This is a genomic window from Alcanivorax sp. 1008 (assembly GCF_020667895.1).
In the GTDB taxonomy this organism is placed as follows: Bacteria; Pseudomonadota; Gammaproteobacteria; order Pseudomonadales; family Alcanivoracaceae; genus PGZG01.
Genome location: NZ_JAFMPS010000004.1, coordinates 40,138 through 64,614 on the forward strand (window position 1 = coordinate 40,138; position 24,477 = coordinate 64,614).

General features: G+C 54.9%; 21 protein-coding genes. 8 read left to right on the top strand and 13 right to left on the bottom strand.

The window, feature by feature from the left end; all coding sequences use genetic code 11:
* Positions 1-18: 18 nt before the first annotated feature.
* Together J1C54_RS06755 and J1C54_RS06760 are read right to left on the bottom strand one after the other, a co-directional pair.
* On the bottom strand, positions 19-1,515 hold the full coding sequence (locus J1C54_RS06755) for a PhoH family protein (RefSeq protein ID WP_229146024.1): 1,497 nt from the start codon (positions 1,513-1,515) through the stop codon (positions 19-21).
* 161 nt (positions 1,516-1,676) lie between these two features.
* Positions 1,677-2,321 (bottom strand): hypothetical protein, encoded by a 645-nt coding sequence (locus J1C54_RS06760; protein WP_229146025.1) that lies wholly within the window; start codon positions 2,319-2,321, stop codon positions 1,677-1,679.
* 180 nt (positions 2,322-2,501) lie between these two features.
* On the opposite strand from J1C54_RS06760, the gene J1C54_RS06765 reads away from it, so the two are divergent.
* The 3 genes from J1C54_RS06765 (at position 2,502) to J1C54_RS06775 (ending at position 5,036) form a co-directional block, all read left to right on the top strand.
* Complete coding sequence (locus tag J1C54_RS06765; protein ID WP_229146026.1) at positions 2,502-3,563, top strand: DUF2817 domain-containing protein; 1,062 nt, start codon at positions 2,502-2,504, stop codon at positions 3,561-3,563.
* 67 nt (positions 3,564-3,630) lie between these two features.
* The gene (locus J1C54_RS06770; RefSeq protein WP_229146027.1) at positions 3,631-4,101 is read left to right on the top strand and encodes a hypothetical protein; all 471 of its coding nucleotides are present in this window, start codon (positions 3,631-3,633) and stop codon (positions 4,099-4,101) included.
* 233 nt (positions 4,102-4,334) lie between these two features.
* A complete protein-coding gene (locus J1C54_RS06775; RefSeq protein ID WP_229146028.1) occupies positions 4,335-5,036 on the top strand; it encodes a TorF family putative porin in 702 nt (233 codons plus the stop codon).
* Positions 5,037-5,239: 203 nt separating this feature from the next.
* On the opposite strand, the gene urtE is transcribed toward J1C54_RS06775, so the two are convergent.
* From urtE to J1C54_RS06825, 10 genes are all read right to left on the bottom strand, one after another.
* Positions 5,240-5,935, bottom strand: coding sequence for an urea ABC transporter ATP-binding subunit UrtE (urtE, locus tag J1C54_RS06780; protein ID WP_229146205.1), 696 nt, complete (start codon positions 5,933-5,935; stop codon positions 5,240-5,242).
* Positions 5,936-5,952: 17 nt separating this feature from the next.
* Complete coding sequence (gene urtD / locus J1C54_RS06785) at positions 5,953-6,792, bottom strand: urea ABC transporter ATP-binding protein UrtD (protein ID WP_229146029.1); 840 nt, start codon at positions 6,790-6,792, stop codon at positions 5,953-5,955.
* Complete coding sequence (gene urtC / locus J1C54_RS06790) at positions 6,789-7,904, bottom strand: urea ABC transporter permease subunit UrtC (RefSeq protein ID WP_229146030.1); 1,116 nt, start codon at positions 7,902-7,904, stop codon at positions 6,789-6,791. The genes urtD and urtC overlap by 4 nt, the downstream gene beginning before the upstream one ends.
* A complete protein-coding gene (urtB, locus tag J1C54_RS06795) occupies positions 7,901-9,607 on the bottom strand; it encodes an urea ABC transporter permease subunit UrtB (protein WP_229146031.1) in 1,707 nt (568 codons plus the stop codon). The genes urtC and urtB overlap by 4 nt, the downstream gene beginning before the upstream one ends.
* Before the next feature lie 81 nt (positions 9,608-9,688).
* Positions 9,689-10,963, bottom strand: a complete 1,275-nt coding sequence (gene urtA, locus J1C54_RS06800; RefSeq protein ID WP_370635624.1) for an urea ABC transporter substrate-binding protein — start codon at positions 10,961-10,963, stop codon at positions 9,689-9,691.
* A 113-nt stretch (positions 10,964-11,076) separates the two neighbouring features.
* Positions 11,077-11,805, bottom strand: coding sequence for a GntR family transcriptional regulator (locus tag J1C54_RS06805; RefSeq protein WP_229146033.1), 729 nt, complete (start codon positions 11,803-11,805; stop codon positions 11,077-11,079).
* Positions 11,806-11,823: 18 nt separating this feature from the next.
* The gene (gene uca / locus J1C54_RS06810; protein ID WP_229146034.1) at positions 11,824-15,450 is read right to left on the bottom strand and encodes an urea carboxylase; all 3,627 of its coding nucleotides are present in this window, start codon (positions 15,448-15,450) and stop codon (positions 11,824-11,826) included.
* 220 nt (positions 15,451-15,670) lie between these two features.
* Positions 15,671-16,612, bottom strand: a complete 942-nt coding sequence (locus J1C54_RS06815; RefSeq protein WP_229146035.1) for an endonuclease/exonuclease/phosphatase family protein — start codon at positions 16,610-16,612, stop codon at positions 15,671-15,673.
* A gap of 8 nt (positions 16,613-16,620) precedes the next feature.
* Positions 16,621-17,082 (bottom strand): copper chaperone PCu(A)C, encoded by a 462-nt coding sequence (locus J1C54_RS06820; RefSeq protein ID WP_229146036.1) that lies wholly within the window; start codon positions 17,080-17,082, stop codon positions 16,621-16,623.
* Positions 17,060-17,650 (bottom strand): SCO family protein, encoded by a 591-nt coding sequence (locus J1C54_RS06825; protein WP_229146037.1) that lies wholly within the window; start codon positions 17,648-17,650, stop codon positions 17,060-17,062. The genes J1C54_RS06820 and J1C54_RS06825 overlap by 23 nt, the downstream gene beginning before the upstream one ends.
* 113 nt (positions 17,651-17,763) lie before the next feature.
* Here J1C54_RS06825 and miaB point away from each other — a divergent pair, with 113 nt between their 5' ends.
* The 5 genes from miaB to J1C54_RS06850 all read left to right on the top strand — a co-directional run bounded on the left by miaB (position 17,764) and on the right by J1C54_RS06850 (position 22,982).
* Complete coding sequence (gene miaB, locus J1C54_RS06830; protein ID WP_229146038.1) at positions 17,764-19,131, top strand: tRNA (N6-isopentenyl adenosine(37)-C2)-methylthiotransferase MiaB; 1,368 nt, start codon at positions 17,764-17,766, stop codon at positions 19,129-19,131.
* Positions 19,132-19,217: 86 nt separating this feature from the next.
* On the top strand, positions 19,218-20,198 hold the full coding sequence (locus J1C54_RS06835; protein WP_229146039.1) for a PhoH family protein: 981 nt from the start codon (positions 19,218-19,220) through the stop codon (positions 20,196-20,198).
* Positions 20,176-20,661: an rRNA maturation RNase YbeY gene (gene ybeY / locus J1C54_RS06840; protein ID WP_229146040.1), complete on the top strand. Its 486-nt coding sequence runs from the start codon at positions 20,176-20,178 to the stop codon at positions 20,659-20,661. Before J1C54_RS06835 ends, ybeY begins: the two co-directional genes overlap by 23 nt.
* 25 nt (positions 20,662-20,686) lie before the next feature.
* On the top strand, positions 20,687-21,574 hold the full coding sequence (locus J1C54_RS06845; RefSeq protein ID WP_229146041.1) for an HlyC/CorC family transporter: 888 nt from the start codon (positions 20,687-20,689) through the stop codon (positions 21,572-21,574).
* Positions 21,537-22,982, top strand: coding sequence for a rhomboid family intramembrane serine protease (locus J1C54_RS06850; protein WP_229146042.1), 1,446 nt, complete (start codon positions 21,537-21,539; stop codon positions 22,980-22,982). Before J1C54_RS06845 ends, J1C54_RS06850 begins: the two co-directional genes overlap by 38 nt.
* Positions 22,983-23,002: 20 nt before the next feature.
* Here J1C54_RS06850 and J1C54_RS06855 read toward each other — a convergent pair whose 3' ends face one another.
* Complete coding sequence (locus tag J1C54_RS06855) at positions 23,003-24,427, bottom strand: lipopolysaccharide assembly protein LapB (RefSeq protein WP_229146043.1); 1,425 nt, start codon at positions 24,425-24,427, stop codon at positions 23,003-23,005.
* Between the last annotated feature and the right edge of the window lie 50 nt (positions 24,428-24,477).

Consider the following 24,477-nt stretch of genomic DNA (forward strand, 5'->3'; position numbering starts at 1 on the left):
TGCCGCCGCCGCAACAGGTCAGAGATGCTGTTCTGCGTACTCCGCCAGCAGAGAACGCGGCACTCCATTAAGCTGGATCGAGCCACCGTAGCCAAAACCCTTGAAACGTTCGGTCATATACGTAAGACCCGAGCTGGTGGCCGTCAGATAGGGAGTATCGATCTGCGCCAGATTTCCCAGACAGACCACCTTGGACCCTTCTCCCGCCCGGGTAATGATGGCCTTCATCTGATGCGGGGTCAGGTTCTGACTTTCATCGATAAGAATCAGGCTGCGCTGAAAGCTACGCCCACGGATGTAGTTCAGCGCCTTGAACTGGATATTGGCTCGCTCCTTAACGTACTCGATGGAGCCGCCAGGGTTTTCATCATTCAAGTGCAAGGCTTCGATATTGTCGTTAATCGCACCGAGCCATGGGTCCATCTTCTCCTCTTCTGTGCCCGGCAGAAAACCATGCTCCTCTGCCAGAGGCGGAGTCGAGCGCGTAGCGATAATTTTGTTGAAACGACGTTGCTCCACCGTCATCTCAATGGCTGCCGCCAGCGCCAAAATGGTCTTTCCGGAACCGGCTGCACCGGTCAGGGTGACCAGATGGATATCCGGATCCAGCAGTAAATGCAACGCAATGGCCTGATGAATATTTATCGGCTTCAACCCCCAGGCCTGCTGATCCATCAGAGCGCTGCGGTTGATGTGCAAGATTGTTACCACTCCCTGCTCAACGGAGCGGATGCGACCGACAAAGCCCTGCTCATCAATGAGGTACTGGTTGGGAAAAACTTCTTCACCCAGAATCTCGCTAACCAGCAGGCCATGGGAAATCCGGTGCACGGTGTCGCAACCCTCCTGAACCGTATCCACTTGGTCAACCCGGTCCCACAGGCTACCGGCAACTTCAAAATAGCCACGGGTCATCTGACCAATATCAGAAAGCAGCTGGTCGGTATGATAGTCCTCCGCATCAATACCACAGGCCCGTGACTTCAAGCGCATGTTGATATCTTTAGTCACCAGCACATAGTGACGCCCCGGATCCCGTTCAATCAGTGCGGCAATATCATTAATAATCCGGTTGTCATTCAGATGCTCTGGCAGCAGCGGCCGCTCACTGGATTGCTGACGCGGCATCAGAACCGACAGGCTACCATCAGGTCTCTGCGGCCGAGTAATTGGCACACCTGCTTCTACCTCGTCGGGAGATGCATTACCCAGCACCTGATCAATCAAGCGAATAGCCATGCGGCAATCCGCTGCGATATTGGATTTGCCCGATTTCAATTTATCGAGCTCCTCCAGAACCGTCATCGGAATAACAACGCGGTGCTCATCAAAATTAAGTACGGAGTTGGGATCATGAATCAGAACATTGGTGTCAAGGACGTAAACCTTTTGACGTTCTGCAGCGGGGGTATCCGGGCTAGAACCAGTAGAGCTTTTCGATGATGAGGATGATGCTTTTGGAGGAGTGGATTCAACTTGATTAACAGACCGAAGCAGTGCCGCGCGCTCTTCCATGCGGATTCCTCTCGCTGGTGTGATGGTGCGTTTTTTTTCACAGCGGCAGAGAGTTCAACAGTGACGCCACCCTCCACCACCATTTCCTCTTCAGGTTTTTGGCAGTGATGCAATTTGCATAATCGGGTGGCCACCCTTCCCGGTTAACATACTCTGAAATTTCAGCAGCCGGCAACAGCAAGATCAGATTTTTTTTGCCGGGCGCTAGATATGTGATATTCGCCACAACGCTTGAGCCACTCCGGTGGCTGCAGTACACCCTGCTGTAAGACAAAGGACTCGGCAGCGAAGTGTCCAGGGAAAAATCCTCCGCAGCGCACATCCTCTGGCAACCAGCCCAGGCGACGATACAACTCGGCAACCAGTTCACTACAAAACATGGCGGAGTAGTCCCGACGCCGCACACCGGGAAGGCGATCAATAACTTGCCGCCACAGGTAATGCCGATATGGGCGCCGGTACAGTCGTTTCACCAGTCTTCTTACCAGACGTCGCTGGCGCAAGGTCAGCGGCTCTCCCTGACGCCGGCGAATAGCAATTTCACCTTGATAATCACTCAGCTTGCGCTCGACCTGCACCAAAGAGACACCGGACTGCGCCTCACCGCTGATCAGATCCACCGACGCGGGGCCAAGATTGGATTCCAGAAGAATTGGCTCATCCAACTCATCCAGCCTGACAATAACTCCCACATGGGTCCAGTAGCTGCCAGTGAACCAGCGAATCACTTCGCTGCTTAGTCCTTTCCCGGAGAACAGCAGCACATCTCCGGTTTGCAAAGAGGAAATACTGGTGGAAGACAGCACCGGCACACTCCTGATGACTGATCAAGTCGAGGGCTATGGTGCGGATAGCGAATGACTGGCGGGTGACAATCCAGCCACGTTTTGATGACATACAGACCCCTCCTGCAAGGCCCTGCTCACGCGTCATCAGGCTGACACATGATTGACCCATGCTGGTCATTTCCCAGCAGCCTGTAAATCATGAGTACGCGCCCTGACATGCAAAGGCACTTGCCCGAAATGGTGCACTTGGAAGCGATCATGGATCGGGGCGCCCGCTGGCTACGCAGTGAAAAGGTGCTGCAGGTGGAGGCCGCCGGGCAGACGCTTCCTGTGTGGGTGCTGGAAACAGGTAGTCGCAACCCAAAGGCACCGGTATTCGGCTTGTTTGGTGGCGTGCACGGGGTGGAGCGGATCGGATCACAGGTTTTACTGGCCTGGCTGCACAGCCTGACCGAACGCATGCACTGGGATGATGCACTCCACCGCAAACTCGAGCAGGTGCGTCTGGTAATCATGCCAATCGTCAATCCCGCAGGCATGTGGCTGCGCCGGCGCAGCAACGCCAATGGCGTTGACCTGATGCGAAACGCTCCGATTGATGCCATGGGCAAGGTCCCGTTTCTGGTTGGCGGCCACCGCATTGGCCCATGGTTGCCCTGGTACCGGGGCCCACGTGGCGCACCAATGGAAGCGGAGTCGGAGGCACTGGTTCGGGTAGTCCGCGAACGCATCCAGTGTGCACCATTCTCCATGACTCTGGACTGCCACAGTGGCTTCGGCCGGCGTGACCGGCTATGGAGTTGTTATGCACGCAGTCATCGGCCTATCGCTCATATTGGCGAGGTCTACTCGCTGCGCCAGCTTATGCAGCATACCTATCCCCACCTGCATCCTTATCTGGTTGAACCGCAGTCGGTGAACTACACCACCCACGGAGACCTGTGGGACTACCTCTACGATAGCCTGTACGACAAACAGCAAAACTCCACAGAGCAACAGCACGGCGAGCGCATATTCCTGCCATTTACGCTGGAGATGGGCTCCTGGTTATGGGTGCGCAAAAACCCCCGACAGATGCTCGACTTTCTGGGCTACTTCAACCCCGTCATCAGCCACCGTCATCACCGTGTACTGCGCCAACACATGCCTCTAATAGACTTTATGGCCTCCGCCGCAGCCAACCGGGATCGCTGGATTCCCACACCGAAACAAAGGCCACAAAGAACCCGCGATGCCATGCAGCTTTGGTTTGATAGCTGAAACATGCTTGACGTAATCGGGTGGAGCCGCGAATCTTGCCGATTCATTGCATACCCGGAGAACACCAATGAGATTCGCCCTGCTTGCTGCCATCTTTATGTTGAGCGCCTGCCAATCAAGCCGTCATGCGGACTATGCGGGTGAGGATGCAATTACCCTGATCTTTTCTGCCGACGATATAGCGGCCCAGCCAATCATTTGCATCCCCGGCGAGGGCATTCGGGAAACTCCGCTGTCAGTAGGCATCGGTGGTTACAAGATACTGGAGGACTTGAACGAGGCCATGAAGAAAAGCCCCGAAGTCCGCGCCACCATCATGCCGGAGTCACCGGTTATTGCCGGTTTCCGATACACCCAACGCAGCAGCGTTGCCCCACGCAAGCGCTGCGAGAGGATGGTTAGCTTTGAGGCTAGCGCAGGGCAGACCTATCAGCTACGTCTGGAGAAGTCGCCCATGTGCACCATTACGGCAACAAGACTGGAGGGTGAAAGCTGGGTGGAGCAGGACATTATTGATAGCGCTCCCTCCTGCCCGTGAACCTAAATTGGGCGCCCCATTGGTGCGACGCACCACTATAGGGCACATGTCAGGGCAGTACTGCACTGCCCTGGCATCAAAAAATGCCCCGTATACCGCGTAATTAACAAATAGTTCATAAAAATCACACTATTGGAGATGTTGGCACGGAACATGCCTCTTTTTTATCAGCTGCCACGGCCCCAGGTCGCAGCGCGGCAACCACAACACTGTCACTGAAGAGGGCTGTACCCATGAGCAAGAAATCCGTACTGAAAATGTCTGCACTGGCCGTTGCTTTCGCTGCTGCTGCCGCACCGATCACTGCTGCTGCAGAAGTAACCGGCAGCCTTGGTATCTCCAACTTCTACCTGTGGCGTGGCCAGGATCTGTCCAATGGAGGCGGTGTGGTTTCTGGCAGCCTGGACTATGCCCACGAATCTGGCGCCTATGCAGGCGTTTGGACTTCATCGGAAACCGGCTTTGGCGGCGGCAACGGTGGTGAATATGACGTATATCTGGGCTTTGCTGGTGAAGCAAGCGGCCTGAGCTATGACCTGTCCTACGTAAGCTATATCTATCCTGGCATTGATCAGGCATTGGGTGAGCAAGGCGAACTGATTCTCGGTCTGGGCATGGGCGACTTCGGCCTGACTTACTACACCTCGGTTTATAAGTTTAACGGAACCGATCTCGAAGTTGGCGATGACAGCTACCTGACCCTGAGCTATGCCTATGACAAGCTGAGCTTCTTGGTCGGCACCTGGATGCTGGATACCGACGACAGAGACTACACCCACGTAGATATCAGCTACTCGCCAGTTGAGAACCTGACCTTCACTGCATCTAAGATTGTCGCGGCTGATGATGGCTCAGGAGCCAGCATGGTCAGTGGTGTTGGCCCAGCGGATGAGCAGGACCTGCTGATCAACGTTGGCTACGCGTTCTCGTTCTAAATCTGCAGTTGATTCTCCCGCATGCCCTCCACCCGGAGGGCTTTGCCGGCACAGACCAGACAATTCAGCGTCAGGTTAGTGCCGTCTTTTTTTGCCGCTAAATATCTCCCGCCGCCATACTTGCCTGACCTGGCATTGCTATCGCCGATAATCTATCGCGGCTTGATCAGTTGCCTGATTGGCTTAAAACTTTGCAGGTTAGATTAGACGGTCAAATGACGTCGGGTCAGATCATCGGTGAGATTGTCGATGCTATCCGCCGCCACGATGCGACCCTTTTCGATGATGCGGAAATCAGTGGCGACACGGCGTGCAAATGGCAGTTTCTGCTCCACCAGCAATACCGTCAGTCCCTGTTCGCGGTTGAGACGAATAATAATGTCGCCAATTTCGCGGACAATATTCGGCTGAATACCCTCGGTTGGCTCATCAAGAATTAGCAGGCGCGGCTCGAGCACCAAGGCCCTGCCAATAGCCAACTGTTGCTGCTGCCCCCCAGACAGATCGCCGCCACGGCGACGCCCCATCTGCTTTAGCACCGGAAAAATCTCATAAACGCGCTGCAAAATCGCCGGGGAACGGTCCCGGCGACAGCTCACCGCAAGTTGCAGATTTTCTTCCACACTGAGTAGCGGGAAAATTTCCCGGCCCTGTGGCACATAGCCGATGCCTAGCCCTGCGCGAGCCTCGGCGGGCTGCGTTAGTAAGGGCTTGTCCGCAAAAGTAACGTCGCCGTCGCTGGCCGGCAGCAACCCCATAACGCATTTCAGCAGGGTAGTTTTGCCCATACCGTTGCGGCCCATCAGGCACACACAGCTGCCCTCCGGCACATCAAGATTAACATCCCAGAGAATATGACTACCGCCATAGAACTGGTTCAACCCGGAGACCTGAAGCAGCGATCCTGCTATCTGATTCATACCTGCTCCCCAAGATACACTTCCACGACTTTCGGGTTGCTTTGCACCTGGTCCATGGTGCCCTCAGCCAACACACTGCCCTCGTGCAGAACCGTAACGGTGCGCGCGATCGAGCGAACAAACTCCATATCATGCTCGACCACGACAACAGAGCGCTCGCCGGCCAGTGACACCAGCAGTTCTGCGGTACGCTCTGTCTCCTGAGGAGTCATCCCGGCAACCGGTTCGTCCACCAATAGCAGAGCCGGCTCCTGCATCAACAACATGCCGATTTCCAGCCACTGCTTCTGACCATGAGAAAGGCTGCCTGCCAGGGAAAAGCGCAGATCCTGCAAACCAGTAAGCTCCAGGACACTATCGATCTTTTTCCGCTGCTCGGCATTGAGCTTGGCATAGAGCATGGCCCAAACCCCGCGGGGGCCGGCCATGGACAGCTCAAGGTTCTCAAACACAGTGTGCTGCTCAAATACTGTAGGACTCTGGAACTTTCTACCAATACCGGCTTGAGCAATATCCGGCTCCGATAGACGCAGCAAGTCGATAGTCTGGCCAAAGAAGGCAGAACCGCTGTCCGGTCTTGTCTTGCCGGTAATCACATCCATCATGGTTGTCTTACCGGCGCCATTGGGTCCAATAATGCAACGCAGCTCCCCGGCCTGAATATAAAGGGTCAGGTCATTCAGGGCTCGGAAGCCATCAAAGCTGACAGAGATATCTTCCAGATAAAGTACCGTGCCGTGACTGACATCCAGCTTGGGTGATCGCAGCGCCGGGTTGACCATGTCAAACACGCGATCCCTCTCGGTAAAATCCCTCAACGGCTTCAGCATGCTCATGACTCCGCCCTCTTGAAGCGCTGCACCAGACCTAGTACGCCCTTGGGAAGGAAAAGCGTCACCAAAACAAACAATACGCCCAGAGCGTATAGCCATGCCTCAGGCCAGGCCATGGTGAAATAGCTCTTGGCATAATTAACCAGAATCGCGCCGACCACGGCTCCGTACAACGTACCGCGACCACCCACCGCTACCCAGACAACTGCTTCGATGGAGTTAATCGGAGCAAACTCTCCGGGATTGATGATGCCGACCTGCGGGACATATAGCGCACCGGCGATACCAGCCAGCATGGCAGAAAAGCAAAACAACCAAAGCTTGTAATGCTCGACACGGTAGCCAATAAATCGAGTGCGCGATTCACTATCCCTGATCGCGGCAATAATGCGGCCGAACCTGGAAGCAACAATCCAGCGACACACCAGAACACCGGCGAGTAGCGCCAAAGCAGAGGTCACGTACAGGCCAACACGGGTAGAAGATGCCTGCAAATCAAAGCCAAGCAACTCCTTGAAGTCCGTCAAGCCATTGTTGCCACCGAAGCCCATCTCATTGCGGAAAAAAGCCAATAGCAGGGCGAAGGTCAATGCTTGAGTGATAATCGAAAAATACACACCGACGACTCGGGACTGGAATGCAAACCAACCAAACACCAGCGCCAGCAAGCCCGGAGCAAGAACCACCATTACCGCGGCAAACCAGAACATATCAAAGCCGTGCCAGTACCACGGCAGACTGTCCCAGTTCAGAAAAACCATGAAGTCTGGTAGCAAAGGGTCTCCGTAAACGCCCCTGGTACCGATCTGACGCATTAAATACATCCCCATGGCGTATCCGCCCAGAGCGAAAAATGCGGTATGGCCAAGACTGAGAATACCGCAATAGCCCCAGATCAAGTCTATGGACACCGCTAACAAGGCGTAGGTCATGTACTTTCCGACCAAGCCCAGCGTATAGGTGCTGACATGCAAGGAGGATTCCGGCGGAAAAAGCAGGTGACCAAGAGGCAGTAGCACCGCTGCCGCCAGCAACAAGCCGACGAACCATTTAATGCCTCTATCACTTCTCATCACACGAGAAATTGCGCTGTGATCCTGCAAGGTCATGGTCATGCTCCTGATGCTGCCCGGCCTTTCTGCGGGAACAAACCCTGCTTACGGCGCTGTATAAACAGAATGATGAAAACAAGCATTATAATTTTCGCCACAACAGCACCCACATGGGGCTCCAGAAACTTGGTAGCCACACCCAGCGTCATCCCGCCAACCAAGGTGCCCCAGAGGTTTCCTACGCCGCCAAACACCACCACCATGAACGAATCAATAATGTAGGCCTGACCGAGATTTGGGCCCACATTGGTTAGCTGACTCAGCGCAACCCCGGCAATTCCGGCAACACCAGAACCAAGACCGAAGGTCAGTGCGTCAACACGTGCGGTACGCACCCCCATGGCCCTGGCCATCTGACGATTCTGGGACACCGCCCTGACCTTCAGCCCCAGTGAGGTTTTGTTGAGGATCAGCCACAAACCGGCAAACACAATAAAAGTAAAAATCAGGATATAGAGGCGGTTATAGGTCACCGCGAACACTTCGTTAAAGCGTAGCAGGCCACTCATCATCTCCGGCGTTTGAACCGATCGATTAAGCGGCGAGAAGATGGTGCGCACGAGCTGCTGAAGAATCAGGCTGACACCAAATGTGGCCAGCAAAGTCTCCAGCGGACGGCCGTAAAGAAAGCGGACAATACCCCTCTCGATAGCAATTCCCACCAAACCGGAAACCAGAAAAGCGGCGGGAATGGAAAGAACAATGGACAGACCAATATGATTTGGCAGCAACTGCTGCATAACAAAAGTCGTATAGGCTCCCAACATAATGAGCTCACCATGAGCCATATTGATGACACCCATAACCCCGAAGGTAATGGCAAGACCAATGGCGGCCAAAACCAGCACTGAGCCAAAACTTAGCCCAAAGAACGCAGTCTCCAGCAGGGAATAGAAATCCCGCTTCCCCTCAATTCGCTTGATTGCCGCCTCCGCAGCCTTGATAACCTCCCTGTTCTCTTCACTCTGCAGAAGTGCGGAGATCTGATTAAATACGTCGTTGCCAAGCTCACCATCCAGCTCATCTACCGCTGCCAGACGTACCGCTGGGTCCTCGCTGCCAAGATCGAATATGGCGAGCGTGACCCTGATTTCCTCAGCAACATCATCATCCTGCTCGATAGAGCGCTGTTCTCTCAGCATGACCGCGACATTCTGATCTACCACTTCACGCAGCTGCTGAACTGCCGCAAGGCGCACATTGCGGTCATCGCTATTCAAATCAAATATGGCTATATCTCCGCGCAACTTCTTACGCAGAGAGTTATTGGTAGTAATGCGCTTAGTGTCTAAAACACTGTCCGAAATCAGTTCGCCGGAGATCGCATCGTAATAGACCTTCTCTCCATCCTTCTCGGCGAGAATTAGCACCTTCCCTGATAGCTTGTCGGCATAAAGCTGGTTTTCCAGAAGCGCTACAAGAACACTACGACTACCCGGATATCGTTTGGCCACCAGCTCACTAGTGATGGTCTGCTTCTTTGAAAAACTGGCAGTCGCCAACTCAGACAGAGCGTTATTAAAGCTCTCATTTTCATCAGCAGGCGCTAAAGCCTCTATTGCCACCTCTTCAGCGTCACTGGAGGATTCATAGTCCTGTGTGCTGGCATGCAAGGATTGGCAGGCAACAACACCGACAAACAGCATACTGAGCAACATCAGTAATCGGCACACCTTAGCCGAAACTTCCTCTAGTAGTTGCCGCACACTCAATCTCCTGACGCCATGGTTTCCCCGCACTGACAGGCGGCCGCAAAAGGGCGGCCGCTGTCATATAAGCAGGACAGATCAGTAGTTCTGACCAGAACACTTCTTGGTTTTGGTGTTGTAGTTACCGCACTTGAGGTTTACCCAGTCCGCCTCCAGCACCGCACTTTCCGGCAGGAAGTCAGTCCATGCATCACCCGGAACTTCAGACTCGGTCTGCCATACCACATCGACTTGACCGTCATCACGGATCTCGCCAATAAGCACAGGCTTGGTCAGGTGGTGATTAGGCAGCATTTTTGCAGTACCACCGGTCAAGTTCGGTGTCTCCAGACCCGGCAGAGCGTCGATGATGGTGTCTACGTCCGTTGTCTTGGATTTTTCTACTGCCTGAGCCCAAAGGTTAAAGCCGATTACAGTTGCTTCCATCGGGTCATTAGTCACCCGATCAGGGTTCTTGATGAAGGTCTTCCAGCTTTCGATAAACTCGTTGTTTACTGGAACATCTACACTCTGGAAGTAGTTCCATGCAGCCAGGTGGCCAACCAGGGGAGCGGTATCAATACCGGATAGCTCCTCCTCACCGACGGAGAACGCAACAACAGGAATGTCTTCTGCGGAGATCTTCTGGTTGCCCAGCTCCTTGTAGAATGGAACGTTCGCATCGCCGTTAATGGTTGAGACAACAGCAGTCTTCTTACCGGCGGAGCCAAACTTCTTGATGTCGGAAACAATTCCCTGCCAGTCAGAGTGACCAAACGGGGTGTAATTGATCATGATGTCCGCATCCTTAACGCCCTTGCTCTTCAGATAGGCCTCAAGAATCTTGTTGGTGGTACGCGGATAGACGTAATCGGTACCCGCCAGCACCCAGCGCTTAACACCCACTTCATTCATCAGATAGTCGACGGCCGGAATTGCCTGCTGATTCGGTGCCGCCCCGGTATAAAATACGTTACGTGATGATTCCTCGCCCTCGTACTGAACCGGGTAGAACAACAGACCGTTGAGCTCCTCAAAGACCGGTAGAACGGATTTACGGGAAACGGATGTCCAGCACCCGAAAACCACATCTACGTCATGGACGGAAAGCAGTTCACGAGCCTTCTCAGCAAACAAGGGCCAGTTAGAGGCCGGATCGACCACCACGGCCTCAAGCTTCTTGCCAAGCAAACCACCTTTCTTGTTCTGCTCTTCAACCATCATTAACACTGTGTCTTTCAGAGTGGTTTCACTGATCGCCATGGTGCCTGACAGGGAATGAAGAACACCCACTTTGATGGTGTCGGCAGCATGCGCTGCTGTGATACCCGTAATTGAGCCAGCCGCAATACATGCTGCTGCGAACCTGGCCATCCTGGATCGAATACTCATGATGTATCTCCTGATAGTTAATGAGTTGCAATGCCTGATACCTTCCGACACTAACCGCCCGCCCGACCGACGAACTCTGTAGAGCTGACCCTTAACTACTTATCGGTGCCAGCTTCAATTCTTGCGCTATGCAACATATGCAGCGTGATCTTCCTCACCTCATTCCTGCTTGCTTCGATATGTGCCTTTAGCATCATCTGGGCCTGATCCGCACGACGCTGGATAACTGCACGGAGGATTTTTGCATGCTCCGAGTAAGTCGCATCAATGCGCGCCTTCCTGGTAAAGTCCAGCCTTCTAATGATCCGTATTCTTTCGCTGACACTTCGATGTATCCGTACCATCTCACCATTGCCAGCAGCCTCAACCAGCATTTCGTGGAACTGCTCATCCAATGCAGAAAGCGTGCCGACATCGGTTGTCATTTCATCCTCGGGGACAAGCCACACTTCTTTCAGAACATTTAGCTGAGCAGGAACCTCATCTCTATCGCAAATTCGCTTGACCGCTGCACACTCCAGAACGGTCCGTACGTCATAAAGGTCTTCAAAATATTCAAAATTAAACGGCCTTACCTGCCATCCGTTTCGGTACAAGACATCAACGTAGTTCTCTCGCTGCAGCCTAAAAAGAGCTTCCCTGACCGGCGTTCTGCTTACTCCCATTCGGTCGGCCACTTCCGTTTCTGTAAATCGATCTCCGGGCAGGAAGCGAAAATCGAAGATGTCGTTCTTGATCTGCAGGTAAATACGCTCAGCCAGATTCGCGGCTCGACCGGTGGACCGGGATCTTCTCTCAGACTGTTTCCTCGAGATCTCAACCATGGTCCGGAGCCCCTGCCTTCACACCGAACTGGCGTCAATTACTACCAGCGCATCACCGGCCTGGATAATTCGCCCTTCTGCACAGTGAACGCCATGAACGATGCCATCTGCTGGTGCATAAACGGCAAACTCCATCTTCATTGCCTCAATAATGACCAACGTATCACCGGCAGCCACTTTGTCGCCTGGCTCAACAAGGAGCTTCCAGATATTTCCGCTGATATCAGCGGAGACCAACTCACAACCTTCTGCAACCTCGGCAACACCGACAGATGCCTCCTGGCTGCTCTGCTCATGAGCACCTGTCTCGTTCCAAAGTGCGACTTCCTCATCAAAGGCGGCCTTCTGCTTTTCCTTAAAGACTTCCAGCTGAGGCGCAATGTCATCGAGAAATTTCTGATAGGCGCCAAGATCAAACTCCTCCTCGACGATATCGATCTGCAGAGCTCCCTCACGAAATGCTTCCCGCATTCCGGTCAACTCTTCTTCAGAAACTGGATAGAAACGGACCTGATCAAAAAATCTCAGCAGCCACGGCTTGCCATCAACAAAGGTTTCGTTTTTCAGGAACTTGTTCCAGATGGGCAATGTGCGGCCTACAAGCTGATAGCCGCCGGGAGAGTCCATCCCGTAGATGCACATATATACTCCACCGATGCCAACTGTTCCTTCAGCGGTAAAGGTGCGCGCAGGATTGTATTTGGAAGTCAGTAACCGATGACGGGGATCCACTGGAACTGCACAGGGGGCTCCTAGATATACATCGCCTAAACCGAGCACCATATAGCTAGCGTCATAGATGATGTCGCTTACCTGTTGAACGCTATCAAGACCATTAATGCGACGAATAAACTCCACATTATTGGGCAGCCACGGTGCCTTATCTCGAACCGACTGACGATAACGAGATACTGCCTCCAACGTGGCACTGTCTTCAAAGGCCAGCGGCAGACGAATAATCCGGGTTGCCACCTTCATGTCACCAACCGGAGGCAGCGCTTGCTCGATATTGAGCAAGGTTTCAATCAGGACTTTCTGGGAAATTACTCGGCTGTCGTAGTTCACCTGCAGTGAACGGACCCCTGGGGAAAGCTCGATAATCCCATTAACCGGATTTGCCTCAAGCGCTTGCATTAAGGCGTGAACCCGAAAGCGCAGGGTCAGATCGAGAATATTCTCTCCATATTCGATCAGCACATAGCGATCGCCGGCCTGACGATAGGCTACGGATGGGCATCCCGGCTTCGCTGGCAGCTCGGCAAGCACGGTTTCGGAGACCGTGTTTTCCTGAACTGCCGCCACATCACTTTGGGGCGCAGCGGCAATATCCTGCAAAGATTCGATTGCGCTGTCCTGGGCAATCTCCAAAGCAGCGGCCTCATCAAAGCCAATACGTCTAAACCGGATTCTGTCCCCCGGCTTGACCTGGCCAACTTTCCATAACTCTGCCTTACAGATGGTTACCGGACAGACAAAGCCACCGAGACTTGGGCCATCTCTGGTCAGGATGACGGGCATATCGCCGGTGAAATTGATACTGCCAATAGCGTATTCACAATCATGGATATTGGATGGGTGCAAACCCGCCTCACCACCATCACTGCGTGTCCAGGTTGGCTTCGGCCCGCTCAAGCGAATACCAAGTCGGTTTGAGTTGTAGTGCACTTCCCAGGAAGCAGCAAAGAACTCATCGATTGATTCAGCGGTAAAGAAATCCGGTGCGCCGTGCGGACCATAGAGCACAGCAATATCCCAATCAGATGAATACTCCGGCAGCAAAGCCTGTGGAGCGGGAGCCGGATCATAGGCGGGTTCAGGCGTCGGACAGCCCGGACGGAACTGACATATCTCAAGCAGATCGCCATTACGCAAAGGCCGGCCGGCGTGGCCGCCAAACTGTCCCAGTGCGAAGGTAGCTTTGCTACCAAGATACTCTGGGACATCTATACCGTTTCGTACCGCAAGATAGGTGCGACAACCTGAAGAAGCTTTGCCCACATTCAGGACTTGGCCCGCCAGCACAGTCACCGGCTGCCAGAATGGCACAGGCTCGCCATCCAGCAGGGCCTGACTTTGCGCTCCAGTCAGTGCAATTAATGCATCGCTATGGAAGCGTAACGACGGACCAATAATTGTGCATTCCAGGGCGGCGGCGGCCGCATCATTTCCTACGATCCGATTCGCCAGACGAAATGCATAATCATCCATCGGCCCGGACGGCGGAACACCGATGTGCCAGTAGCCGGTGCGGCCCGGATAGTCCTGAATGGTCGTATAGGTTCCAGGGCTTAGCACCTCCATGGCCTGAGGCGCGTAGGCGAAGCTATCCAGATAGCGTGTCGATACATCACCACTGATAAATTCCTTCGAAGCAATGATGCAACGCAGGTAATCCAGATTGCTGGCGATACCACAGATGCGCGTACTGTCTAATGCATCGCGCATTGCGGCGATAGCAGCGTCACGGTCAGCCCCATAAACAATAAGCTTGGCCAGCATAGGGTCGTAATAGGCACTTACCTCTGTACCGGTATCCACCCATCCATCAACACGAATATTTTCCGGAAAACTCACCTCAGTCAGCGTGCCAGGTGATGGCTGGAAGTTACGAACCGGGTCCTCCGCATAAAGGCGCACCTCAATGGAGGCCCCCTTCGGAATGATAGACATTGCAGCGATATCCGGCGCCGTGCCTGCTGCGGTCAGAAGCATCCATTCCACCAGATCAACGCCGGTCACCGCTTCGGTGATACCGTGCTCAACCTGTAGTCTGGTATTTACTTCGAGGAAGTAGAATTCATCGCGTGCACCATCATAGATAAACTCGACTGTGCCGGCAGACTGGTAGTTAACAGAGGCACCCAGACTGACGGCGGCTTCCATCAACTGCTCACGGGTTGAAGCTGGCAGGCCGGGGGCGGGTGTCTCCTCAACAACTTTCTGGTTGCGGCGCTGAATAGAACAATCGCGCTCCCCAAGCGCAATTACATTGCCACTCCCATCTCCAAATATTTGCACTTCAATGTGCCGAGCGTGATCAATAAAGCGCTCAATAAAAACGCCACCATCACTAAAGAAGTTCTGCCCAAGACGTTGCACGGATTCAAATGCAGCGCGCAGGGCGGGCTCATCGTCGCAGCGGGACAAACCAATTCCACCACCTCCAGCTGTGCTCTTCAGCATCACCGGGTAGCCAATTTCCGCTGCCGCCTGCACTGCCTCATTGATATCTTTCAACAGTCCGGTACCCGGTGTCAGGGGCACCCCCGCCTGTTCGGCCAGAGCTCGTGCCTCATGCTTGAGGCCAAACTGACGTAACTGGGTTGCTGTCGGGCCCACAAATACGATTCCCGCTTGGGCGCAGGCCTCGGCAAATTCTGCATTCTCTGACAGGAAGCCATAGCCCGGAATAATGGCCTGAGAGCCGGTTTTCCTTGCCGCATCTATAATCGCCTCGTCCTGCAGATAGCTTTCGGCAGCGGCAGAGCCTCCGATATGAACGGACTCATCCGCCTCACGAACGTGCATGCTGTTGCGATCGGCGTCTGAGTACACCGCCACACTGGCAATGCCGAGACGTCGCAGAGTACGAATGATACGGACGGCGATTTCGCCGCGATTGGCGATCAGGACTTTAGTTAGCACGATGCTGCACACCTTCTTGTACACAAGACTGAGCACAATGAACGCAAGCGACGTGCCAACCTGACACTAGCAATGGGCCGGGCACCCAAAAGGCATGTTTATCAAGGAGTTTTCTTAATTTGAGTCAGGCAGGATTGGCCAGCTTCCGCTCACAGCCCGGGAGGCCGCTCGCACCATCAGGAAGCAAAACACAGCAATGATGCTTCGTCACAACGCAAGCTCAGTAACTTAGATAGACCAGCAAAGCATCATGATCCGATACCACTTCAGCAGTTCCCCGGCTGCCATTCAGTAGCCCATAGCGGCCGGCATTGCCGCGACTGACTTCTGCACGCACCAAGCGACTACGTAGTTTGGGCGACAGCAAAATATGATCGATAGCCTGGGGCTGACAGCGGTAGATATAGGAAAATCTCTGCTCCTGCGTAACTGCCTGCCAAACCGACCAGAGTGGTGGCTGATCCAGAATACCCAGCGGCACCGCATAGTCATCACTGCCGGGCGCACTATTGAGATCCCCGATCAGCATCAACGGCCTTCCCTCAGCCACCCGTGCCTGTGCCCAGCCTCGCACCATACGCGCCTGAGCTTCACGCTTCTGCCTGACCCGTGGTCCCCGATGGACATCATCAAGACCGTGGCCGCTACGCAGGTGCAAGGCCAGCAGAGCAAAGGGGAAAGGCTTACTGAACTCCACCTGCAACGGCGGCCGACTGAACAACCAGGAGCTGCCGTCCCTTTGCGTGGAAAAAAATGGCTTCACCTGTGCCACTTCCATCGGCGATCGATACATCACTGCAACATCGATGCCGGAGACATCATTGCCTTCCACAAGCAGTGACTGATAGGCAGGACCACCATCATCCACAATTCGCTGCGCCAATGCTTCCAGCAGTGACAGGGAGTCAACTTCCTGCAATGCGATGACGTGGGGATAGCGCAGCACACTCTGGATGTGTCTCGACCAGGCCTTGATGCGCTGCTGGCTCTGTACTGGGGACATTTCTTTGCTGGAAAAGCGCCACATATTCTGAGTGGCAATACTGATTTCCCTTTCGGCCGCTGCGCTGACGGCCACGATGTGCTCTGGAACGGGACACTGCGCAGGAAGCGCGGGTGCCAGCATGGCCATAGCCAGTACCAGCACCCTTGTCCAGATCATGCAAATACTCAGGGGTGACGGACCGTTGCCTCAGCGCAAACCTCAGTCGCTGACTCTCCCGCTGGCTGTCCCTCTACGGCTGCTTCCGTGTCTATGCATAGCAGCACCTTGTCGCCCGGTGCCGGCACCGGATCAAGGCGAAACATCATCATATGCAAGCCACCACTCTGAAGCACAACCTGACCGCCTGCCGGAACTACCACCTGATCCTGACGCACCATCTGTTTGCGGCCGCCGGCTTCAACCCAGTCATGGATTTCTGCCTCCCTGGCCGAGTCAGATCGCACAGCAGCAATAGTCTGCTCCTCCGCGCCAGTATTCCGCACCGTAAAATAGGCCGCAGTGGTACGCGAATTAGGTGGCACCGCGCGCACCCAGGCATCCTCAATAACCAGCTCGGCATAGGCCTGAGGGGCAATAATCAGAGCAACGGCAACCAGTGTCCTTTTAAAGCAAGCTACGAACGTCATTGATCAACTCCTCACCATCGAAATCAGATTTAAACAACTTGCGAACCCGCCCCTGCTGGTCGAGCAGGTAGACAAAATCGCTATGTGAAAACAGGTAGTCCTGCTCCCGCCCGGGCTGCGTATCTTCCTGCAGATAGACTACCCCATAACCACGGGCCATGCTGGCCACTTGCTCAGCAGACCCGGTCAGGCCAATCACCCCCGGATCAAAAAAAGCCAGATACTCCTTGAGATAGGCCGGGGTATCGCGCTGAGGATCAAAGCTGACAAACACGACCTGCACCTGCTCTCTCTGCCGCTCAGTCAATTCCTTCCAGACACCTACGGTTCGTGCCAAAGTCGCCGGGCAGATATCGGGGCACTGGGTGAAGCCGAAAAACATCAGGCTCAGCTTACCCTGCAGGTCCGCAGGGCCGAATGGCTTGCCGTCCTGGTCCACCATGCTGAAATCGCCTCCCAGACGAGTATTCACGGGAAGTTCAGTACGCGGCTCTGAGCAGGCTGGCAACAACAATGACAAGGCGAACAGGGTGAAAATAGCGGTAATCCGCCCAACGGCAACATTCATCGGTCTCTCCGGTTCGCGAAACAGGGGGCACAGGGTATAATCCCGCCCCCTTTTGTCCAAGCTTTGGCGGGTCGGTTCCCCTTATGGCGAACAAATTGGCTATGGAGAATACAGTGGTACAAAAACTCTACATCCAGACCCATGGTTGCCAGATGAATGAGTACGACTCGTCGCGCATGGCGGACTTGCTCGATTCCAGCCATGGCCTGGAACTGACTGACCGGCCGGAAGATGCGGATGTACTGCTGCTGAACACCTGTTCGATCCGTGAAAAGGCTCAGGAAAAAGTGTTCAGCGAACTGGGTCGCTGGAAGCAGCTGAAGGCCAACAAGCCGGAGCTGATCATCGGTGTCGGTGGCTGCGTTGCCTCTCAGGAAGGCGAGGCAATCCGTGAGCGGGCTCCTTATGTGGACGTGGTATTCGGCCCACAGACCCTGCACCGGCTGCCCAATCTGATTAACGAAGCGCGCTCTGACAAGGGCTTTGCCATCGACGTCAGCTTCCCGGAAATCGAGAAATTCGACTCCCTGCCAGAGCCCTCCGTGGACGGTCCCACCGCCTTTGTCTCGATCATGGAAGGCTGCTCCAAGTACTGTACTTTCTGTGTCGTGCCCTATACCCGCGGCGAGGAGGTTAGCCGGCCGCTGGCGGATGTGCTTGCAGAAGTCCGCCACCTGGCCGATCTGGGTGTGCGCGAAGTTAATTTGCTTGGTCAGAACGTCAACGCCTACCGCGGTGATGATGGAGAAGGTGGCATCTGTGATCTGGCGGAGCTGATCGTATTGATCAGCAAGATCGACGGTATCGGCCGCATCCGCTACACCACCAGTCACCCGGTGGAGTTTTCCGACAGCCTTATTGCGGTGTACGAGGAAGTTCCTGAGCTTGTCAGCCACCTGCACCTGCCAGTGCAATCCGGCTCTGACCGGATTCTGGCCATGATGAAGCGCAACCATACCGCGCTGGAGTATAAGTCCAAGCTGCGCCGGCTAAGGAAAATCCGCCCTGATATTTCATTCAGTTCGGACTTCATAATCGGCTTTCCCGGTGAAACCGATACAGACTTTGAAGCGACCATGAACCTGATTGCCGATATCGGCTTTGATACTTCGTTTAGTTTTATCTACAGCGCTCGCCCTGGCACCCCGGCCGCAGACCTGCCGGACGATGTGCCGATGGAGGAGAAAAAGCAGCGCCTTGCCCTGCTCCAGCAACGCATTTTGCAGAATGCCCAGGAAATCAGCCGACGCATGGTGGGTAGCCGCCAGCGGGTACTGGTGGAAGGCGTGTCAAAAAAGGATCCAGGGGAGCTGCGCGGCCGCACCGAGAACAATCGGGTGGTCAACTTCCGCGCCCCGGATGACTGGATCGGCCATTTTGTCGAACTGACCATCAGCGATGCCATGCCCAACTCCCTGCGCGGCACCGATGTGGTGCTGGCAGACCAGCGTCAGCCGCTGGCCCACTCAGCGCTTGTCTGACACCGCCCGGCGGTATGGTTTTGCCAGCTGCCGGTATAGCGTTATCCTCAAACATTGATCGCCGCCCAGGGGGCCCAAGACACCGCTTGAAGACTCAATCCGCAATCCGCACCGTAAGCCTTGAACCCTATGACTCGCGCCGTCTGTCCAGCCTCTGTGGCCGCCTTGACGAGCACATCAAACATATCTCCGGACGGCTTGGCATCGATATCAGCAACCGCGGCAACGAGTTTCATTTGCAGGGGGAAGAGCCCGCTCTGCGTGTCGGCCAGCAGGTGCTCAGGCGCCTTTATGAGCAGACCACCGGCGGCAAGGACCTGACCCCGGAGACTGTGCACCTTTATCTGCAGGAATCAGGCGCCGAGGACAATACCGCCGACCTGCCCGCAGACGATCTGGTTATCCGCACCCAGCGTGCCAAGATCAAGCTGCGTGGCGAGCATCAGCGCGAATATGTGCGTAAGATCCGCCGCCACGACATCAATTTTGGTGTCGGCCCGGCCGGTACTGGCAAGACCTGGCTGGCCGTGGCCTGCGCTGTGGAAGCTCTGGAAAGAAATGAAATCCAGCGCATCATGCTGGTGCGCCCTGCCGTGGAAGCGGGCGAAAAACTGGGCTTTCTGCCCGGCGACCTGGCCGAGAAAATCGACCCATACCTGCGCCCTCTGTACGATGCCCTTTACGAGATGGTTGGCTTCGACAAGGTAGCCAAACTGATGGAGCGCAATGTCATTGAAGTGGCGCCGCTGGCCTATATGCGCGGCCGCACCCTGAACGGCAGCTTTGTCATCCTGGATGAGAGCCAAAACACCACCCCGGAACAGATGAAGATGTTTCTGACACGGATTGGCTTTGGCTCACGGGCAGTGATTACCGGCGACATGACTCAGGTGGATTTGCCCAAACACATCAAATCAGGCCTGAATCATGCATTGACAGTGCTGGAAGGGGAAAAGGACATCGGCGTCACCCGATTTGACAGCCGCGATGTGGTTCGCCACCCACTGGTACAGCGTATTGTTGAGGCCTATGAGCGCCACGAAAATGACACCGATTCCAGCCGTTGACCTGCAAACGGACCTGCCGACTGCAGGCCTGCCAGCGGCGGGCATGGTGCAGCTCTGGGCCCAGACCGCAGCCAGACTGGCTGGCGGCGCCGTTGGCGAAATCGCCATCCGCATTATCGATGAGAGCGAAAGCCAATCACTCAATCACGACTACCGCGGCAAGGACTACCCCACCAATGTGCTGTCGTTTCCTTTCGAGCCCCCCGAAGGGATGCCGGAAGAGATGCGAGCAGAGCTGGGTGAAGGCATTATTGGGGATATCGCCATCTGCGCTCCGGTAGTGGCACGCGAGGCACAAGAGCAGGGCAAAGCCAGCGAAGCCCACTGGGCTCATATGGTCGTCCACGGCGTACTACACCTGCTGGGCCACGATCACGTTGATGACGCTGGTGCCGATATCATGGAAGCTCTGGAAGTCCGCGTGCTCAGCGAACTGGGCTACGCCAATCCCTATTTCACCTGAAATTATCTGAATCACAGGAGTTGTTATGCCAGACGAGGTTCCCGACAGTAGTACCGGCCGAAGTTGGCTGGACCGGATCTCCGAGTTCTTTGGCAGCTCGCCAACCAGCCGATTAGATCTGGTCGAGCTAATGCGCTCTGCTCGCGACCGCGAAGTGGTTGATAGCGACACCCTCGGCATTGTTGAGGGCGCTTTGGAGATGGCGGACATGAAGGTGCGTGATGTAATGATTCCGCGCACTCAGATGGTGGTGATCCGGGCTAGCAGCGAACCACGAGAATTCCTGCCTTCAATTATCGACTGCGCCCACTCACGCTTCCCGGTAATCGGCGATGACCCTGACGAAGTACTCGGCATTTTGCTAGCCAAGGACCTGCTTCCTCTTGCTCTGGACCCGGCGAAAATGGAGCGTTTCAACATTAAGGATCATCTGCGCCAGGCTTTGATCATCCCGGAATCGAAAAGACTCGACTCCCTGTTGCGAGACTTCCGCATCAGTCGCAATCACATGGCCATTGTGGTTAACGAGTACGGCGGCGTAGCGGGCCTGGTAACCATCGAGGATGTGCTGGAACAGATCGTCGGAGAGATTGAGGACGAGCACGATATAGACGAAGATGATTACCTGATCAAGGAGCTCGGTGATGGTGAGTTCACCATCAAGGCTTTGATGCCGATTGAAGATTTTAACGAGCACTTCCACAGCAAACTCAGCGAGGAAGAGTTCGATACCATCGGTGGACTGGTACTGCAGCGATTCGGCCGGCTGCCTGCGCGGGACGAATCGGTAGAGTTCGGTGGATTCTGTTTCACCGTGCTAAGCGCCGACAGCAGAACAATAAGACTATTGCACGTGACGCCAGTGGGGAGCACCAATGATACCGAAGCCCGCAACGGAGACGACCGGCCTTAAATCCGCACCATGGGTTTGTCTGGGGTTTTTTATTGCCTACCTGCTTATCCACCTGACACTTCAGCATGATGAACTGGAGCGTCAGCAGGACATGGCAGACTGGTATCAGCAAAGCGGCCTGTTTGAGCTGGAGTGGGAAAACTATATTTCCTGGCTGCGTATTAGCGGGCAGATCAGCAAAGCCGAGACGCTGGAACAAGCTCGCGGCAATGGGGACAGCATTACAGTTTTCCGGGCAATGGCCTTTGACCCGGCCTTTGAAGCTGAAAACCAACTGCGCGGCGACCAGTATTGGGACTATCAGCAGATGGAAAAGTGGCGTGGAATGCGCGACGCATTCCGCGAACGGTCCAGTGAGCTACCCGGCGTGAAAGCAGGGCTCAACCCCTCGGCACCACGCCCATCCACCTACCTTACCTGGCATTTTCTACATGAAAATCTGTGGATCTGGATGGTGGCACTGCTGGTTGCCATGCCCTTCGCCTGGCCTGTAGAAAAGGAACTTGGCCATGGCAAAACTGCGGTGCTGTGGATCGTCACCGGAGTAGTGAGCGGACTCATCTATGTTGCCTTCCTGTCCTCCCGGTATCTTCCCCTAACCGGTAGCACGCCAATGGCCGCGGGACTCATTGGCATGTATGTGGGGCTATTCGGGTTACGCAAGCTGGATTTTCTATGGTTCGATCCACGTCAGAAAAAAATACGTAGCACTGCTTTGCCCGCCGCTGTAATTACGCCTTTGTTTTTTATCCTGCCGGTTTATGAAACCCTGTCCGGCGGCTCCGCAGCTCATGTATGGGTGGCACAGATAGGCGCCCTATTGGCAGGTGCCGGCCTGGTTCATCTGGCGCGTCAGGCGGAAGTGCGTGGCGCAGAACAGCAAGTTGATGAAACAGATGACAGCGAGCGGCAGCTCCGTCAAAAACTGACCTCGGCCTGGGCATCAATGTCGGCCATGGCATTTCGCGATGCAGAACAGCAGTTCGAAGCGGCCATGCAGATGGATCCAAATCAGTTCCTGCCGCTGACCGGGCTGTATCAGATCCGCAAACTGACACCGGAATCGGATAGCTTTCATCAAACCGCCCGGCAAGTACTGGACGCAGACATCAGCGATGAAGGGCTGCTGCGCCAGCAATATAATATTTATCGAGACTATGTGAAGCGCTTGGACAGCGATGAGCAGATACCACTGGAAACCCGAGTGCGATTGATCGCCAATTTGAGCAAGCTGGGCGAAACAAAGGAGGCCGATCGACTGGCAACGGTTATCGAGAAACAGGGCGACAGACACCCGATGCTTGGCAAATCACTGTCACTACTGGCGCAAGCGTTAAGCAATAGTAATCAAGCGCGCAGCAACCACTTGAAAATGCTTGCCGTCAGACTTACCGAAGAATCCGTCTAGGTTCACTGGAGCGCCGGCTGCTAACCGGCGCCTGCCAGACCAAGCTCTGAGCGACATTGGCCTGCGATTTCACGAATCCGGTTGTCCGCCCGGTAGCGTGTTTCCACAAACCGGATATATTGCTCGGCCTTGGCAGGCAACTTGAACTCCGTGGCCAACAGTCGGGCAAGGAATAGATATGCCTCCGGAATGCCCGGCCAAGTGGGCGCCCGCTTGTGAATATCCAGCAACAAATTCACCGCCACCTTGGGCTGCCCCTGCTCGGCATAAAGCTGTGCCATTTCCCAAGTCATCTGCACCGTATTGGGCTTGAATGCCGGGTCAATTTCGCGGCAGCGCCGTAACAGGTCTATGGCCCGGGTGGGGTGTTTGTTGTTTAGCAGCACCTTAAGGTAATTGTCAGCGAACTCCAGCTGCTCCTGCCGTCGCCCCAGCGCATCCAACAGACGTTCGTACTGCTCATTGAATTGCAGTGAGTCCTTATGTTTTTCCAGCTTGGCTTTGTACATGTTAACCAGCTTGTCAAAACGCCCCTCGCGAATCATGACTGCTTGCCGACGCTCCTCTTCCGGCCGGCGGCTGCGCCGACGGCGCTGGGCCCCTTCACTCAACGACTGTGACTCATAGCCAAGATTCTTTTGGTGGCGACAGATCAGATAACCGCTCAGATGAATGGTAACCAGCCACAACCAACCGATAATCAAAGCGGCCACGGGCCAGGACAGAAATCCCGGAAGTAGATCGTAGGCAATACTGATAAAAATGGCGCTGGCGGTGTGCAGGAAAAACATCACCGCAGCCATAGCCGGATATTCGAGACCCAACGCCAGTAACGTTGCCAGCCAGCGCTGAGGGGTAAACAACGCGCTCAACACATTGCCCTGCAGAAATACCTGAATCAGCAAAGCCGGCAACAGGAACCAGATTGCCAGAGTCATCAGGCTGCCCTGCAGCATGCCGTAGGTTATATAGGCATATCCGCTGGCAGCACCGCCGGCAGCAAATACCAACCACAGCTGGACACCCATGGGCCAATGCTCTGGCTTCAACATGGCCTGATAGTCCGGCGCCTTCATCATGCCGTCGGCGCTTTGCTGCATCACGTCTGCGCCGTAAATGCCGAACAGCAAGCCAATAGCCGCAGCGATAGCCAGCCCCGTCAGCCCTCCGGGCACCACGGCCATCAGAACCGATACCGCCGCCAGCACCACGGCAGAGTTTTTCACCAGAGGGTACTCAATAAAATGCGACAGGATTTCCCAGAACGGGTCCTGAGCAATGCGCCGCCCCACTTGCCGCAGGGGCTTATTGGTCAACAGCGAACGGGCGCGGCCACCGTCGGCGGTGTCATCCGAGGCGACACAGGTATCGCAGAACAGGATGCCATCATCATTGTCGTACCACGTGGCCTGTTCGCCGGGATGGTACTTACAGGTCTGTTTCATTATTCTCTCCCCGGTCCGCCAGCCCCAGCTATATTGTCACCCTTATTCCA

What these genes read in the sequence shown, in the direction of transcription:
- J1C54_RS06815 (WP_229146035.1), bottom strand. Translation starts at nt 16,612, where the DNA reads ATGATCTGGACAAGGGTGCTGGTACTGGCTATGGCCATGCTGGCACCC.
- J1C54_RS06770 (WP_229146027.1), top strand. Translation starts at nt 3,631, where the DNA reads ATGAGATTCGCCCTGCTTGCTGCCATCTTTATGTTGAGCGCCTGCCAA.
- J1C54_RS06825 (WP_229146037.1), bottom strand. Translation starts at nt 17,650, where the DNA reads ATGAATGTTGCCGTTGGGCGGATTACCGCTATTTTCACCCTGTTCGCC.
- J1C54_RS06755 (WP_229146024.1), bottom strand. Translation starts at nt 1,515, where the DNA reads ATGGAAGAGCGCGCGGCACTGCTTCGGTCTGTTAATCAAGTTGAATCC.
- J1C54_RS06845 (WP_229146041.1), top strand. Translation starts at nt 20,687, where the DNA reads ATGCCAGACGAGGTTCCCGACAGTAGTACCGGCCGAAGTTGGCTGGAC.
- J1C54_RS06855 (WP_229146043.1), bottom strand. Translation starts at nt 24,427, where the DNA reads ATGAAACAGACCTGTAAGTACCATCCCGGCGAACAGGCCACGTGGTAC.
- J1C54_RS06850 (WP_229146042.1), top strand. Translation starts at nt 21,537, where the DNA reads ATGATACCGAAGCCCGCAACGGAGACGACCGGCCTTAAATCCGCACCA.
- ybeY (WP_229146040.1), top strand. Translation starts at nt 20,176, where the DNA reads ATGACACCGATTCCAGCCGTTGACCTGCAAACGGACCTGCCGACTGCA.
- J1C54_RS06820 (WP_229146036.1), bottom strand. Translation starts at nt 17,082, where the DNA reads ATGACGTTCGTAGCTTGCTTTAAAAGGACACTGGTTGCCGTTGCTCTG.
- J1C54_RS06805 (WP_229146033.1), bottom strand. Translation starts at nt 11,805, where the DNA reads ATGGTTGAGATCTCGAGGAAACAGTCTGAGAGAAGATCCCGGTCCACC.
- urtD (WP_229146029.1), bottom strand. Translation starts at nt 6,792, where the DNA reads ATGAGCATGCTGAAGCCGTTGAGGGATTTTACCGAGAGGGATCGCGTG.
- J1C54_RS06775 (WP_229146028.1), top strand. Translation starts at nt 4,335, where the DNA reads ATGAGCAAGAAATCCGTACTGAAAATGTCTGCACTGGCCGTTGCTTTC.
- urtA (WP_370635624.1), bottom strand. Translation starts at nt 10,963, where the DNA reads ATGGCCAGGTTCGCAGCAGCATGTATTGCGGCTGGCTCAATTACGGGT.
- urtC (WP_229146030.1), bottom strand. Translation starts at nt 7,904, where the DNA reads ATGACCATGACCTTGCAGGATCACAGCGCAATTTCTCGTGTGATGAGA.
- J1C54_RS06765 (WP_229146026.1), top strand. Translation starts at nt 2,502, where the DNA reads ATGAGTACGCGCCCTGACATGCAAAGGCACTTGCCCGAAATGGTGCAC.